Origin of the sequence: Oceanimonas sp. AH20CE76, assembly GCF_039654065.1 — a bacterium.
Lineage (GTDB): Bacteria > Pseudomonadota > Gammaproteobacteria > Enterobacterales > Aeromonadaceae > Oceanimonas > Oceanimonas smirnovii.
Window position 1 is genome coordinate 584618 of the sequence record NZ_CP155481.1, and the last position, 13326, is coordinate 597943.

Below are 13326 nucleotides of genomic sequence, written 5' to 3' on the forward strand. Positions count from 1 at the left end.
ACGATATTTGAGGTGATCATCGAGTTTTACGTCACACTTCAGTGATTAAGGTGATTTAACTCTTATTTTTGTATACGAAATGGCGATGGTACACCTGAAGAAGAATATAGCCCAGGGGCCGGACCTGCTCAGCCCTTGCCTGAGCGCTGCTGGTCTCTATAATGCCCGCTCATTCTGTTTGTGGTATTCAGCTGTGCAGTATCAACGCTTTCCCAAAGGGCATTTTGCCCTGTTTGTTATTTATCTTATTACCGGCGCATCCATCGCTGCGTCCATGGTGTTTTCTCTGCTGTTATTTCTGTCACTGGATCAGGGCCTGTTGATGAAGGTGATGTTCGGCAGCCTGGCGGTGGTGTTTGAGGTGGGCAAATTCTACATCTGGTATGAGATGGGTGAGCGCTTGAACCGCAAAGACAGGCTGGGTGCAGGCAAGGCGTTTTGCTTTTATGGCATTCTGGCTGCGTTATCCATTGCCGGCAGTGTGGGGGGCATTAATGCTGCTACCAATACGCTGCTGCAGGCCGATGAAGCCCAGGCGGCACTGGTGCAAAGCTATGACGACAAAATTGCTGCCCTGGACCGGGAAATTCAGATCAATGAGCAGGCGGCCCAGGCCTATATTGAAATGGATCGCATTGCCACCGGCATGACTCGCATGCTCAAGCGTAATCAGGCGCTGATGGAGCAGCAGGATGAGCTGCGCCGGGAACGGGACCAGGCAGCGGCGAATAGTCAGGACTCACTGATGGGGCTGATGACCAGCCTGGCGGATGGCCTGGGCTGGCCGTTCAGCCGGGTGCAGTTTGGTATAGTGGCGGCGCTATCCATGCTGCTGGACTTTTTTGCTGCCTTTTTTGTCTCGCTGCTGGGTGAAGAAATTCGCTTTCGTCGCAGTTTCCGCCAGCAGGGCGGGAATGCCCCGGTGCCGTCTCAGCCTGAGCCGGTCAATATCAGCCTGCCTGCCGAGCCCGCAGCAAGGCCCGATTATTATCATGAGCTGGTAGAACGGTTAAAAGCCGGTGAGCTGCGCTGTGCCAAAGGTGCTGTATCGGCATTGCTGAACAAGTCCAGAGAAGAGGTGGAAGACATTTTTCACTGGCTGCAGCAGGACGGTATCGTCTATCGCAAGCCCAACCGGCACTTTGCTTTGCATCAGGACTGACCGCTATTTTGTAGGCCCCGTTTTACACGGGGCTACGGGATCACATGTTACATGGATTCCGGGTCAGGCCCGGAATGACGATGCCTGTAGGCCTTGAGCGATTCGCGGCCACGGAGCCGTATATGGTTATCCAACCTTCAAAAACAAAAAAGTCTGCAGGCACAGTGATGCACCTGCAGACTTCCTAATCCCTAATCCCCGGATTATCAGTTCATCCATCTGTCCTGGCGTTTGCGCCGGCGCAGCGGAATCATGGGCAGAATAAAGCCCACCAGAGCACCAATGCCGGCTACGATGCCGCCGTGCACCAGCCAGTCCAGGCGCATCTGGTGCTCTTTATCATCCATCAGGCTGGTCAGGCGGGCATTTTCAGTGGTCAGTTGTTCATGGCTGCTGCTGATCTCGCTCAGCTCGGCTTTCAGGGTGGTCAGCTCCTGTTGCTGGCGCTCAATCAGGTTCACCTTGTCGGCCACATCCTGAGCATGGCGTTCGTCCACCGTAGCCAGTTGCTGCTGAGTTTCCTTCAGCTCTGCTTCCAGCACCGGCAGGCGGGAGCGAAAGCTCTCTTCGGTTTGCAGAAAACGGCCGTCCATCCAGCCGGTGCGGCCTTCAGCATCTTTTATCTGCACATATTTGGTGTTGGCGTCGCGGTCCAGAAATTCGATTTTCTCGCCGGCATTAATGGAGCCGAGAATGCGGTATTTGTTGCTGGGGCCCGCATGCAGAAATGCATACACGTCATCGGAAACATAACGGGTGGCGGCATTGGCCTGGCTCACCCAAAACAGGCTGCATAACAGCAGCAGGAGTTTTGCTTTCACCGGATAATCCTTGGGGCGCTTGATAATGCTGCCATGGTAATAGCGCAAAAAGGTAAGAACAAGAACAAGGGGCGCAAGGCCCCTTGTGTTTCAGTGCTGTCAGGTAAACATCCACTGAATGATATAGAAGAATACAATAGCCAGAATGGCACCGGCGGGCAGGGTGACTACCCAGGAAACCACGATATTTCTCAGTACGTTCAGGTTAAGCGCGGCAATCCCACGAGCCAGGCCAACCCCCATTACCGCACCCACCAGGGTCTGGGTAGTGGAAATGGGCAGGCCGGTGCCCGATGCGATCACCACTGTCGCAGCGGTGGCCAGCTGGGCGGCAAAGCCCCGGCTGGGAGTAAGATGAGTAATGCCGGTGCCGACGGTCGCCATCACCTTATGACCAAGCGAGGCCAGACCAATCACGATGCCAATGCCACCCAGCGGCAGTATCCACCAGGCAATGGAGGAGCTGGCGCCAATCTGGCCGGCGCTTTGTACCACACTGACCACTGCTGCCAGCGGGCCGATGGCGTTGGCCACATCGTTGGAGCCGTGAGCAAAAGCCATGGCACAGGCGGTGACCACCATCAGAATGCCAAACACTTTCTCCACGTTGGAGTAGTGCATGTCTTTGTCATCGTTGGGGTTGTAGTTGCGGCCCTTGATGTAAATGCCACACAATACGGCGCTGATCAGTGAAACCACCACTGATAATCCCCAGCTCTGCACATCGGACAGCTCCAGGCCCACGTGCTTGAGGCCTTTTTTCAGGGTCACCAGACAGATCACCATGACGGTGAGGAAGATATAGGCCGGCACATATTTTTTGGCGGCAGCCAGCGGACTGTCGGCATTGAAAATCAGCTTCTGCACACTGATAAAGGTGAAGTAAGCCAGCAGGCCCGACAGCGCCGGTGTCACAATCCAGGAGCCGACCACGCCGCTCAGCTTGCCCCAGTGCACCGCATCCGAGCCGATGGAAACCAGGGCAAAGCCTACAATGGCACCAATAATGGAGTGAGTGGTAGAAACCGGCCAGCCAAAGTAGGAAGCCAGCAGCAGCCAGGTTCCGGCCGCCAGCAGTGAGGCAATCATGCCGAATACCAGCAAATCCGGTGTGTCGTTAAACGCCGCAGAGTCGATAATGCCGCTGCGAATGGTGGAGGTGACTTCGCCGCCGGCCAGATAGGCACCGGCGAATTCAAAGATCATGGCGATAATAATCGCCTGCTTGATGGTCAGTGAGCGCGTGCCCACAGAGGTACCCATGGCGTTAGCCACATCATTGGCACCAATACCCCAGGCCATAAAAAAGCCGAACGCGGCCGCCACCAGGATCAGCGTGGTGCCATAGTTAGCAATGATATCCATTTATTTACCTTGTTGTTTCGCTCAGGAACGGGACAGCATCAGCTCAAGACGGGAACCAACCCGCTCGGCCTGATCTGCCAGGTCGCCGACCCACTCAAGGATCTTGTAAAGGAACATAACGTCGATGGGATTATATTTATCTTCAATGGCCTGCAGCTGGCGGCGCAGCTTGGCCTGCATCACATCGGTATCGTCCTCGATGAGGTCAAGCTGATGGATCATGTCGGTAACCAGATCCATTTCCCGGCCCTTAAAGCCGGTTTCCAGCAATTCGTCGAGTTCGTCAATGGCCTTGGCCGCCTGAGCGGTGGCATCAATGCAACGATGGAGGTAATCCATAAAATCGGACTTGAGCTCAACAGGGATCGCCATCTGACGGCCTACAATGCGGCCGGAGATATCTTTCGCCTTGTTGGCTATCTTGTCCTGTTGGGTGAGCAGCTCCAGCATATCGGTGCGTTCCACCGGCATAAACAGGCCGCGGGGGAGTTTGAGGCGAATTTCGCGTTTGAGGGCGTCGGCTTCCCGTTCCAGCTGCGAAATGCGGCGCTGAATGCGTTCGGCGTTTTCCCAGTCCTGCTCCCACATGGCGTCGAAGAAGGGAACCAATTGCTGCGCAGCCTCGTGAACTTTCACAACATGCTTTTGCAGCGGCTTGATAGGAGACTTGGCAAAGAGTCCCAAAATAGTATTAACTGGCATAGCCAACCCTGTGTCGGTGAAAAAACACTCGATACGTTAATGTGGCGCGAATGGTAACGTAACTCCACAGGCAAGAAAACAGCATTTTTCAAAAACCCCCGTGCTACCCTGATGGGAGCTTTTGCTTTCACAATTAAAACAGAAGGTTGCTTTTTCCGGACTCTCCTTATGGATACAGAAATCGAGATCAAGTTTCTTGTCTCACGCGAACTTAATGGCGGCCTGACCGGGCTGCTGCCTGCCTGCCAAATTCTGCAGCATGACCATCGCCACCTGGCCAATACCTACTACGACACTGCCGGGCTCGATTTGCGCCGAATCGGGGCTGGTCTGCGCATTCGCAGCCAGAACGGTGAAATGGAACAAACGGTCAAGCTGGCGGGCAGTCAGGTAGGCGGCCTGCATCAGCGACCGGAATATAACGTAGCGCTGAATGTGCACAACCCCGATCTGTCGTTGTTTCCTGCGTCCATCTGGCCTGAGGGGGCTGATCCGCAAGCCCTGCAGCAGGCACTGCAGCCGCTGTTTTGTACCGACTTTGTACGGCAGCGCTGGCTGATAGAGCTTAATGGCACTGAAATTGAGCTGGCGCTGGATGAAGGGGAAGTACAGGCCGGCGAGCGGCGCGAGCCTATTTTTGAACTGGAGCTGGAGCTGGTGCGCGGTGATGCCTCTGTGTTGTTTGAGCTGGCGGAGCAGCTGGTGCAGGGGGGCGGACTGCGGCTGGGGGCGGTATCCAAGGCTCAGCGCGGCTATCAGCTGGCGGGTTTGAGTCCCATGCCCGAGCTGCGTGCGCTGGAACCCACACCATTAGCTCCTGACGAGCCCTGTGAGCAGGCCATGGTGGCGCTGTTGCATCAGGCACTGAGCCACTGGCAGCACCATGAAGAGGGCTGGATGGCCCGTCCCGGTATTGACTGGCTGGTGCAGCTGCGGGAAGGCGCTGCCCTGGTACACCAGATTCTGCTGATGTTCGGCGAGCGGGTCTCGCTGAGAGTGAACAGTGGCTGGATAGATGATCTCTTGTGGCTGCAGCAGCAGCTGGCCTGGCTCGACCGGGCCCAGATGCTGGCTCATCTCACCGCCGACAAGGGCTATTATCTGCGTCGCCTTGACGGCCGTAAAAATCTGTTGCGGTTGCTGACAGAGCAGCAGCAAAGCCTGCCGGATGAGCAGCGACTGCGGGAGCTGCTGTACAGCCCCCGCTATGCGCGCCTGGTGCTGGGACTGACTCACTGGCTTTATCGCCAGGACTGGCGCGCTGGCCTCAGCCGTGAACAGCAGGCCAACCTGATGGCCCCGGTATCCGGGCTGGCCGGGCCGCTGCTGGAAGACAGCTGGCAGACACTGCGCCACAGTGCCCTGGGGGCGGAGCAGCTGACTGCTGAGCAATATATTCAGCAAAAAGGTAAGCTGCGCCGCAATCTGATGATAGGGCTGTGTTTCAGTCAGCTGTTTTCAGAGCCGGAGCGGCTGGGCTTTCGTATGCCCTGGCTGGATATTTTGCGGGGCATTGAAGACCTCGATATGCTCTCGCCGCTGCCGGAACTGGTGGAGCAGCTGGAGCCGGCAGAGGCGGACGAGCTGAAACAGTGGCTGGACCGCAAGCGAGGATTTCTGCTGGAAGCACTGGAGCAGTCCCGCCGTCAGGCGCTGGAACTCACACCTTATTGGCGTTGACCCCCTTTGGGGAGCGGGAAGCTGGAAGCTAGAAGCTGGAAGAAAAACATTCAGAGCAGGTACAGTCCACGCCGATATTGCCCGAAGCAGCAGTGGGGATTGTCGTAGCCGACCATTAAATGCCAAGGATGGCATTTTCGAGCGTTACAGGGAGGTACTTGAAGCGTGTCGGCGGAGTGCAACCGCACTGATGCTTCGCGTTGTGGTGTCAGCTGAAAGCAAGTTGCCCGAATAAATTCGGGCCTACAGGCGGGGTTTGCTTTTGCTGTATTCCAGCAGTTCGTCCATCACTCTGTGTTTAATTTCCAGCTGTTGCTCCGGTTCCAGACCATAACGCACCGCCAGACGAGCGTAGTCGTCCGGACTCAGCGACACCGTTAACCGGGGGCGCTTGGGGCGGGCTGAGGTGGGCAGATTCAGAATATGCCGAATCTGATCCGACGGACTCAGGCCATTGTCCAGTGCTTCCCGGCGAATGCGGTATTGCAGTTTTTCATCCATATCAAACGCCACCTGCACCGCCCGTGCGGCGCGCACCGAACTCTGCCACTTGTCGGGCAGCTTGCGTTGACTCATGAGCGCTGCTTCCGTTGTTGCTGCAGCCGTGCCAGTACCTGGTCGGCACTGGTGCTGGCAGGGGCCGGCGGCGCAGCGGGCTCGTCGGCGTCCTGCTGCTGCTCCCGGGCGCGAATATCGGCCAGTGCCTGCTTGGCATTGATCAGAGTGACGTCCGGGTGTTCACGAATGGCAGCCATGGTCTGGCGTACGCAGCGACTGGCTCTGGCCATGGCCAGTTGCCGGCACAAGTCGTGATAATGACGCTCGGCTTCCTGCCAGCGGCGGCGATACCAGGTCAGCCGTTTGCTGATATGACCCAGACGGGTGGCATGACCGGTCTGCTCACTTTCCAGTGTTGCCAGCAAGTGTGCCAGGCTCAGGGCCTGCTGTTCATCGGTATCCAGTGCTGCCAGCACCTGCTGCTCCAGCTGACGATGACGCTGAAGCAGGCTGCCGGCTTGCTGCTGCAACCTTGCTTGTTCATCTTTTAGTTGCCGGTACTGACGTTCCAGTCCCTGCATATGCTGCTCGGCATGGCGGCAGTCCTGCATCAGTTGCAGGCACACCTGCTCCGGATTGAGGCTGCCGTCCTGCTCATTCTGCAGGCTGCGCAGCACCTGACCCAATACGCTCATGATTGCGCCCTCACAACAAAAATTCCGCCATGTCTTCGATCACTTCCAGACAGTTGTCGCTCAGTACCGCCAGCTCATGCTCTATGTCGGCCAGAGAAGAATTCAGCGACAGGGCACCAAATACCACATACCAGTCATTGAGCCGGGCAAAGGCCGACAGCGGCATGGGAATATTCATGTCAAGCATGGCTTCCAGCATGGCCTGACGGCGGGCCGGATTGACCTGACTTTCATCCCACAGATAGCTGATGCACAAGATCTGATCGTCCGACACGGAAATAAACAGGGGCAGCTCCTCTCGCCCGTCTACCGTGACTCTCAGCACTTCCACTTCGCCGGGAATGGGATAGCACTGAAAGGTAAAGCCGGTGGTTGAGGCCTCACCCAATTGTTCCAGGTGACGGCCGATTACTGATAGTTCCATGAAGTATCCTGACATAATAAGTCAGTTACAGACTAATTCAGCCTGCCCCGGCTGCGCAAGCGTCATGACAACCGCATAAAATGCCGGGTTAACGCTGTGCATGGCCGGTAAGGGTGATAATCTGGGGCTTACTGCCGCATAAAAGGAATTGCCGATGTCCGCATTGCCCGCTTCCATGGCCGCTCAGGCCGAAAAACACTGGTCTTTATTTGCAGAACGTGCCGCCGGCGTGTTGCCGCAACTCAGTGCCGGGCGGGTCACTCAGCTGAAGCAGTTGTTTGCCTGCAGTGACTTTGCCGCCGACAGCCTGTGCCGTCAGCCTGAGCTTGCACTGACGCTGAGTGATGAGCGGGACTTGTTTAATGCTGACAGGTCCGGGCGGTATCAGCCCGAGCTGACAGCCATGCTGAATGACGTGCATGATGAGGCGGTCATGATGCGGTTGCTGCGCCAGTACCGGCGACGGGAGCTGCTGCTGATTGCCTGGCGGGAAATGCTGCTGGGAGCCGAGGTGGAAGAAAGCTTTGTGCATATTTCGGCGCTGGCCAATGCGCTGATTGTGGAAAGCTACCGCTGGCTCTACCGCCGTCAGTGTGCCGAGCTGGGCACTCCCACTGATGCCGAGGGCAACGCCGTGCCCATGCTCATTCTCGGCATGGGCAAGCTGGGCGGCGGTGAGCTTAACTTTTCTTCCGATATCGATTTGATTTTTACCTTTCCTCATAACGGCGTGACCAAAGGTGGACGGCGGGAGCTGGCCAATCAGCAGTTTTTTATTCGCCTCGGGCAAAAGCTGGTCAATGCCCTCAACCAGACCACCATAGACGGCCAGGTATACCGAGTGGACATGCGCCTGCGGCCGTTTGGCGAGTCGGGGCCGCTGGCGGTGAGCTTTACCGCCATGGAAGACTACTATCAGCACCATGGCCGCACCTGGGAGCGCTACGCCATGGTCAAGGCGCGCATTCTTAACGATGAAGGCGAATACACCGCCGAGCTGCGCGCCATGCTCAAGCCCTTTGTCTATCGTCGTTATATCGACTTTGGGGTGATCGATTCCCTGCGCCAGATGAAAGCCATGATTGCCGCCGAAGTGCGTCGCAAGGGCCTGAAAGACAACATTAAACTGGGGGCCGGCGGCATTCGTGAAGTGGAGTTTATTGCTCAGGTATTTCAGCTGATCCGCGGCGGCCGGGAGCCGGCACTGCAGGTGCGTCATCTGCCCGAGGCACTGCAGGCCGCCAGCGACGCCGGTGCCATTACTCCCGAGGTGGCCGGTGAGCTGCACGCCAGTTACCGCTTTTTGCGCAAGGTAGAAAACTACCTGCAGGCCTTTGCCGATCAGCAAACCCAGACCCTGCCGCAAGACGAACTGGATCAGACGCGGCTGGCCTGGCTGACGGGACACGACAGCTGGAGCGACTTTCTTACTACATTGCACAGCGCCATGGACCGGGTGCACCGCCAGTTTGAGCTGCTGATTGGTGACAGCACCGAAGCAGAAGACGAGGATGTAGCCCAGATCTGGTCCGATATCTGGCAGACTGACTGGGAGGATGAAAGCGAGCTGGCTGGCCTGCTGGCAGAGCAGGGCATGGTCGATGACAAGGCGGCACGGCTGGCCCATGCCCTTAACACCTTCAAGGAAGAATGCCCGCGCCGGGCCATGGGGCCGCAAGGCCGGCAGGCGCTGGAGAAACTGATGCCGGTGCTGCTGGAGCGGGTGAGTCAGTCGGACACACCGGGCACCCTGTTTGCCCGGCTGCAGAAGCTGCTGCTGCAAATTGCCACCCGCACCGCCTATCTGCAGCTGCTGGTGGAAAACGCCGGGGCCCTGACTCAGCTTATTCGTTTGTGTGAAGCCAGCTCGCTGGTGGCCGAGCAGCTGGCGCGTTTTCCCATTCTGCTGGACGAGCTGCTGGTGCCTCAGGTGCTGTATAACCCGATTCCGCCGGAAACCTACAAGGATGAACTGCGCCAGTTTCTGCTGCGGGTGCCGGAAGAAGACGTGGAGCAGCAAATGGAGGCGCTGCGCCAGTTCAAACAGGTGCAGTTGTTGCGCATTGCTGCCGCCGATGTGGCCGGTGCCCTGCCATTAATGAAAGTCAGCGATCATCTCACCTGGCTGGCGGAAGCCATAGTGGAAGAGGTGGTCAATCAGGCCTGGCATCAGATCAGTGCCCGCCATGGCGTGCCGACCCAGCTGGCCGACACCGGCGACAAGGGCTTTGGTGTGGTGGCCTACGGCAAGCTGGGCGGCATTGAGCTGGCCTACAGCTCGGATCTGGATCTGGTGTTTGTGCATCAAAGCGGCCTGACCGGCCAGACCAACGGCGACAAGCCCCTGGACAGCCGCCAGTTCTATCTGCGACTGGCCCAGCGCATTATTCACCTGTTCAGCACCCGCACCGCCAGTGGCGTGCTCTATGAGCTGGATATGCGGCTGCGCCCCAGCGGCAATGCCGGCCTGATGGTGACGCCCCTGGATGGCTACGGTCAGTATCTTGAAAAAGATGCCTGGACCTGGGAGCACCAGGCGCTGGTGCGCAGCCGCATGATAGTGGGTGAACCGGCCCTGTTTGAGGAATTTGCCCGTATTCGCACTCATATTCTGACCCGGCCGCGGGACGCCGGCGAGCTGGCGCTGGAGGTAGTGACCATGCGCGAGAAAATGCGCGAGCACCTGAACCGGGCCAAGGCCGGCGAAATTCACCTCAAGCAGTCTGCCGGTGGTCTGGTGGATATTGAGTTTCTGACCCAGTTTCTGGTGCTGGCCCACAGCAGCGAGCACGAGGAGCTGACCCGCTGGTCCGACAATATGCGCATTTTGGAAATGACAGTAGAAACCGGGCTGCTGGATGAGCAGGAATCGCTGCAATTACGCCGGGCCTACTGCGCCATTCGCGACCGGGGCCACCGCCTCAGCCTGTCGGACTTGCCCGGCCTGGTGCCCGATACTGAACTGACCCAGGAGCGGCAATGGGTACTGGCAAGCTGGCGTAAATGGCTTAAGGCCGGGGGAATAGGGACTGGGGAATAGGGACTGGAGGGGAAATATGAAGACGCACAAGCGACTGGATGTCTGGCGTGAATCCATGCTGCCGGTCAAGCTGACTTATGAGGTCTCGGCGTCATTCCCTTGGGCCGAGTTGTTTGGTCTCACGTCCCAGATGCGCAGAGCCGCCATTCAGTGCCTTCGAACATTGCCGAAGATGTGGCCAGAGCGAGCACCCGTGAATACGCTCATTTTCTGAGCATTGCCAGAGGCTCGCTGAATGAGCTCGACACTCAGACGGAGATTGCGTGTATGCTTGGCTTGCTGCAGGAAACTCATGATGTCTTTCGGCAGTTGGACCACACATTTCGCTTGCTTAACGGGTTGCAGCGCAGCATCAAACGAAAACTCGAGACCTGATTACCAGTCCCCAGTCCCCCTTAAGCTCAGTACCGTGACGGCATGCCCCGTTCCGGCTGGGTCTTGAACCGGCGGTGCAGCCACATGTACTGCTCCGGCGCGCGGCGAATGGCGGCTTCTATTACCCTGTTGCCGGTGATGGCATCGGCTTCATCGTCGCCGACGGGAAAGTTGTCCAGCGGGGCCTGGATCACCAGCCGGTAGCCATTTTCTTCCCGCAGGGTAAAGCAGGGCAGAGTGACGGTTTTCTTTACGCGCGCCAGGGTGGCAGTTCCGGTAATGGTGGCGGCCTTGTCCACGGCGAAAAAGGGCACAAACACACTGGCGTGACGGCCATAGTCATGATCCGGTGCATACCAGAGCGCATCACCGGCGCGCAGCGCCTTGAGCATGCCCTTGATATCGAGCCGGTCCACCAGATATTTATTGGAGCGGCAGCGGCCGTGCACCTGAGCATATTCCAGCACCGGATTGGTGTTGGGCCGGTACACGCCCACACCGGGTCGATAAAGGCCGAACTGGCGGGCGTTCAGCTCCAGCGTCAGAAAATGCGCCGACAGCAGCAGCATGCCCTGGCCTTTGGCCACGGCGGCATCCACATGTTCTGTGCCCTCCATGATGGTTATGGCACGCATGCGCCAGTGAGGCCAGAACCAGGCCATGCCGGTTTCAAACACGGCGCAGCCCACGCTTTCAAAGTTGGCCTTCAGCAGCGTTTCCCGCTCAGCGTCGCTCAGCTCCGGCAGCGCCAGCTCCAGATTGCGCCGGGCCACCTTTACCCGGGACTTCAGCGGCTTCATGGCCAGCCGGCCCAAGGCTCTGCCCAGTGCCATCTGAGCGCGCCAGGGCAGCAATGTAACCAGCAGCCAGAGCACCCCCAGCCCCAGCCAGGCAGGCCAGAAGCGCGGATGCAGCAAGGCTGCACGAAAAGAAGGAAGCCGGTGTGTTTGCATGTCACAGCGCCAGTAAAAAGGAATGTGCGGATTTTAAAGAACTCCGGCGTTAATGACCACCCGCGCGCCCAAGGGCGGTTTGGCTGTGATATTATTTGTGCTTTCCACCTGTTTAAAGAGTCTTTACCTATGAAGATCAAGCTGCCGGAATTTAACCATGCCAGGGTGTTGGTAGTCGGGGATGTGATGCTGGACCGCTACTGGTCCGGTCCCACCGGACGCATCTCTCCCGAGGCGCCGGTGCCTGTGGTCAAGGTAGAGCACAATGAAGAACGTCCGGGGGGGGCCGCCAACGTGGCGCTGAACGCCGCTGCGCTGGGTGCCGGTGCTCAGCTGCTGGGCCTGACCGGCAACGATGAAGCAGCCAATGCCCTGGAAGATCGCATGCAGGCGGTGGGGGTGCGGTGTGACTTTGTGCGCCATGCCGTACATCCCACCATCACCAAGCTCAGGGTGATGAGCCGTAACCAGCAACTGCTGCGGCTCGATTTTGAAAACGGTTTTGATGCCGACGATGCCATTCCTCTTACCGAAAAGCATGCTGCGGCGCTGGCCCAGGCCGGTGTGGTGGTGTTGTCGGATTATGCCAAGGGCGCTCTGGCACGGGTGCAGGAGCTGATCCGAGCAGCCCGTGAGGCAGGGGTGCCGGTGCTGGTTGACCCCAAGGGTACCGAGTTTGAAAAATACCGCGGTGCCACTTTGCTCACGCCCAATATGAGCGAGTTTGAAGCCGTGGTGGGCAAGGTAAAAGACGAGCAGGAGCTGGTGGAGCGCGGCCGGGAGCTGGTGAAGCGCTTTGACTTGCAGGCGCTGCTGGTCACCCGCTCCGAGCATGGCATGACCTTAATTCGCCGTGAGGGTGACGAGCTGCATTTGCCGGCCCGCTCTCATGAGGTGTTCGACGTGACCGGTGCCGGCGATACCGTCATCGCCACTCTGGCCACCAGCCTGGCTGCCGGTCTGGAGCTGGAAGAAGCCTGTGCTCTGGCCAATGTGGCCGCCGGCATCGTAGTGGGCAAGCTGGGTACCTCTACCGTGTCTGCCATTGAACTGGCCAACGCCCTTTACGGTGCGGCCGAGTCTGGCATGGGCGTGGTCAGTGAGCAGCAGCTCAAGTTTGTGGTGGAAGCAGCCCGCCGCCGCGGCGAAAAAATCGTCATGACCAATGGCTGCTTTGACATTCTCCACGCTGGCCATGTGTCTTACCTGAACAATGCCCGCAAGCTGGGTGATCGGCTGATAGTGGCAGTGAACACTGATGAGTCGGTACGGGCGCTCAAGGGCGAAGGCCGGCCGGTAAACACAGTGGATCGCCGCATGGCGGTGCTGGAAGCGCTGGGCGCGGTAGACTGGGTGGTGCCCTTTGCCGAAGACACGCCTCAGCGGCTGATTGCCGGCGTGCTGCCGGATATTCTGGTCAAGGGTGGTGATTACAAGCCGGAAGAGATCGCCGGTTACGCTGAAGTGACCGCTAACGGTGGCGAAGTGAAAGTGCTTAACTTTGAAGACGGCTGCTCCACCACCGCCATTATCGAAGCCATTCGTACCCGCTGACTCTGTCATTTTCTGGCAACAACGCTCAGTTTAAAACACTGTCATACCGGGCTTGAC

11 protein-coding genes are annotated in these 13326 nt (G+C 58.1%); 4 read left to right on the forward strand and 7 right to left on the reverse strand.

The window, feature by feature from the left end:
- Positions 1 to 79: 79 nt before the first annotated feature.
- The gene (locus N2M06_RS02910; RefSeq protein WP_346351532.1) at positions 80 to 1162 is read left to right on the forward strand and encodes a hypothetical protein; all 1083 of its coding nucleotides are present in this window, start codon (positions 80 to 82) and stop codon (positions 1160 to 1162) included.
- A gap of 206 nt (positions 1163 to 1368) precedes the next feature.
- Here the strand turns inward: N2M06_RS02910 and N2M06_RS02915 are convergent, their stop codons facing one another.
- The 3 genes from N2M06_RS02915 to N2M06_RS02925 form a co-directional block, all read right to left on the reverse strand.
- Positions 1369 to 1983, reverse strand: a complete 615-nt coding sequence (locus N2M06_RS02915; RefSeq protein ID WP_317074846.1) for a TIGR04211 family SH3 domain-containing protein — start codon at positions 1981 to 1983, stop codon at positions 1369 to 1371.
- Between the two features lie 99 nt (positions 1984 to 2082).
- Complete coding sequence (locus N2M06_RS02920) at positions 2083 to 3348, reverse strand: inorganic phosphate transporter (protein WP_346351533.1); 1266 nt, start codon at positions 3346 to 3348, stop codon at positions 2083 to 2085.
- A 21-nt stretch (positions 3349 to 3369) separates the two neighbouring features.
- Positions 3370 to 4050: a TIGR00153 family protein gene (locus N2M06_RS02925; protein ID WP_019936098.1), complete on the reverse strand. Its 681-nt coding sequence runs from the start codon at positions 4048 to 4050 to the stop codon at positions 3370 to 3372.
- 168 nt (positions 4051 to 4218) lie between these two features.
- Between N2M06_RS02925 and N2M06_RS02930 the strand changes: the two genes are divergently transcribed.
- The gene (locus N2M06_RS02930) at positions 4219 to 5730 is read left to right on the forward strand and encodes a CYTH domain-containing protein (RefSeq protein ID WP_019936099.1); all 1512 of its coding nucleotides are present in this window, start codon (positions 4219 to 4221) and stop codon (positions 5728 to 5730) included.
- A 243-nt stretch (positions 5731 to 5973) separates the two neighbouring features.
- On the opposite strand, the gene N2M06_RS02935 is transcribed toward N2M06_RS02930, so the two are convergent.
- Genes N2M06_RS02935 through N2M06_RS02945 form a run of 3 tightly spaced genes read right to left on the reverse strand, consistent with a single transcriptional unit; the run spans position 5974 to position 7347 of the window.
- The gene (locus tag N2M06_RS02935) at positions 5974 to 6306 is read right to left on the reverse strand and encodes a hypothetical protein (protein ID WP_346351534.1); all 333 of its coding nucleotides are present in this window, start codon (positions 6304 to 6306) and stop codon (positions 5974 to 5976) included.
- Complete coding sequence (locus tag N2M06_RS02940) at positions 6303 to 6923, reverse strand: hypothetical protein (RefSeq protein ID WP_346351535.1); 621 nt, start codon at positions 6921 to 6923, stop codon at positions 6303 to 6305. The genes N2M06_RS02935 and N2M06_RS02940 overlap by 4 nt, the downstream gene beginning before the upstream one ends.
- Positions 6924 to 6933: 10 nt before the next feature.
- A complete protein-coding gene (locus tag N2M06_RS02945) occupies positions 6934 to 7347 on the reverse strand; it encodes a YjfI family protein (RefSeq protein ID WP_346351536.1) in 414 nt (137 codons plus the stop codon).
- Between the two features lie 154 nt (positions 7348 to 7501).
- Here N2M06_RS02945 and glnE point away from each other — a divergent pair, with 154 nt between their 5' ends.
- Positions 7502 to 10387, forward strand: coding sequence for a bifunctional [glutamate--ammonia ligase]-adenylyl-L-tyrosine phosphorylase/[glutamate--ammonia-ligase] adenylyltransferase (glnE, locus tag N2M06_RS02950; protein WP_346351537.1), 2886 nt, complete (start codon positions 7502 to 7504; stop codon positions 10385 to 10387).
- 401 nt (positions 10388 to 10788) lie between these two features.
- On the opposite strand, the gene lpxL is transcribed toward glnE, so the two are convergent.
- Positions 10789 to 11715 (reverse strand): LpxL/LpxP family Kdo(2)-lipid IV(A) lauroyl/palmitoleoyl acyltransferase, encoded by a 927-nt coding sequence (lpxL, locus tag N2M06_RS02955; RefSeq protein ID WP_346351538.1) that lies wholly within the window; start codon positions 11713 to 11715, stop codon positions 10789 to 10791.
- Between the two features lie 129 nt (positions 11716 to 11844).
- Here lpxL and hldE point away from each other — a divergent pair, with 129 nt between their 5' ends.
- Positions 11845 to 13269 carry a bifunctional D-glycero-beta-D-manno-heptose-7-phosphate kinase/D-glycero-beta-D-manno-heptose 1-phosphate adenylyltransferase HldE gene (gene hldE, locus N2M06_RS02960; protein ID WP_019933087.1) on the forward strand — a complete coding sequence of 475 codons (1425 nt, stop codon included), beginning with the start codon at positions 11845 to 11847 and terminating at the stop codon, positions 13267 to 13269.
- Positions 13270 to 13326 lie beyond the last annotated feature (57 nt).

Excerpts from the sequence above, each read along its gene's own strand:
- N2M06_RS02910 (WP_346351532.1), top strand. The coding sequence starts at position 80 with ATGGCGATGGTACACCTGAAGAAGAATATAGCCCAGGGGCCGGACCTG.
- N2M06_RS02920 (WP_346351533.1), bottom strand. The coding sequence starts at position 3,348 with ATGGATATCATTGCTAACTATGGCACCACGCTGATCCTGGTGGCGGCC.
- N2M06_RS02925 (WP_019936098.1), bottom strand. The coding sequence starts at position 4,050 with ATGCCAGTTAATACTATTTTGGGACTCTTTGCCAAGTCTCCTATCAAG.
- N2M06_RS02930 (WP_019936099.1), top strand. The coding sequence starts at position 4,219 with ATGGATACAGAAATCGAGATCAAGTTTCTTGTCTCACGCGAACTTAAT.
- N2M06_RS02935 (WP_346351534.1), bottom strand. The coding sequence starts at position 6,306 with ATGAGTCAACGCAAGCTGCCCGACAAGTGGCAGAGTTCGGTGCGCGCC.
- N2M06_RS02940 (WP_346351535.1), bottom strand. The coding sequence starts at position 6,923 with ATGAGCGTATTGGGTCAGGTGCTGCGCAGCCTGCAGAATGAGCAGGAC.
- N2M06_RS02945 (WP_346351536.1), bottom strand. The coding sequence starts at position 7,347 with ATGGAACTATCAGTAATCGGCCGTCACCTGGAACAATTGGGTGAGGCC.
- glnE (WP_346351537.1), top strand. The coding sequence starts at position 7,502 with ATGTCCGCATTGCCCGCTTCCATGGCCGCTCAGGCCGAAAAACACTGG.
- lpxL (WP_346351538.1), bottom strand. The coding sequence starts at position 11,715 with ATGCAAACACACCGGCTTCCTTCTTTTCGTGCAGCCTTGCTGCATCCG.
- hldE (WP_019933087.1), top strand. The coding sequence starts at position 11,845 with ATGAAGATCAAGCTGCCGGAATTTAACCATGCCAGGGTGTTGGTAGTC.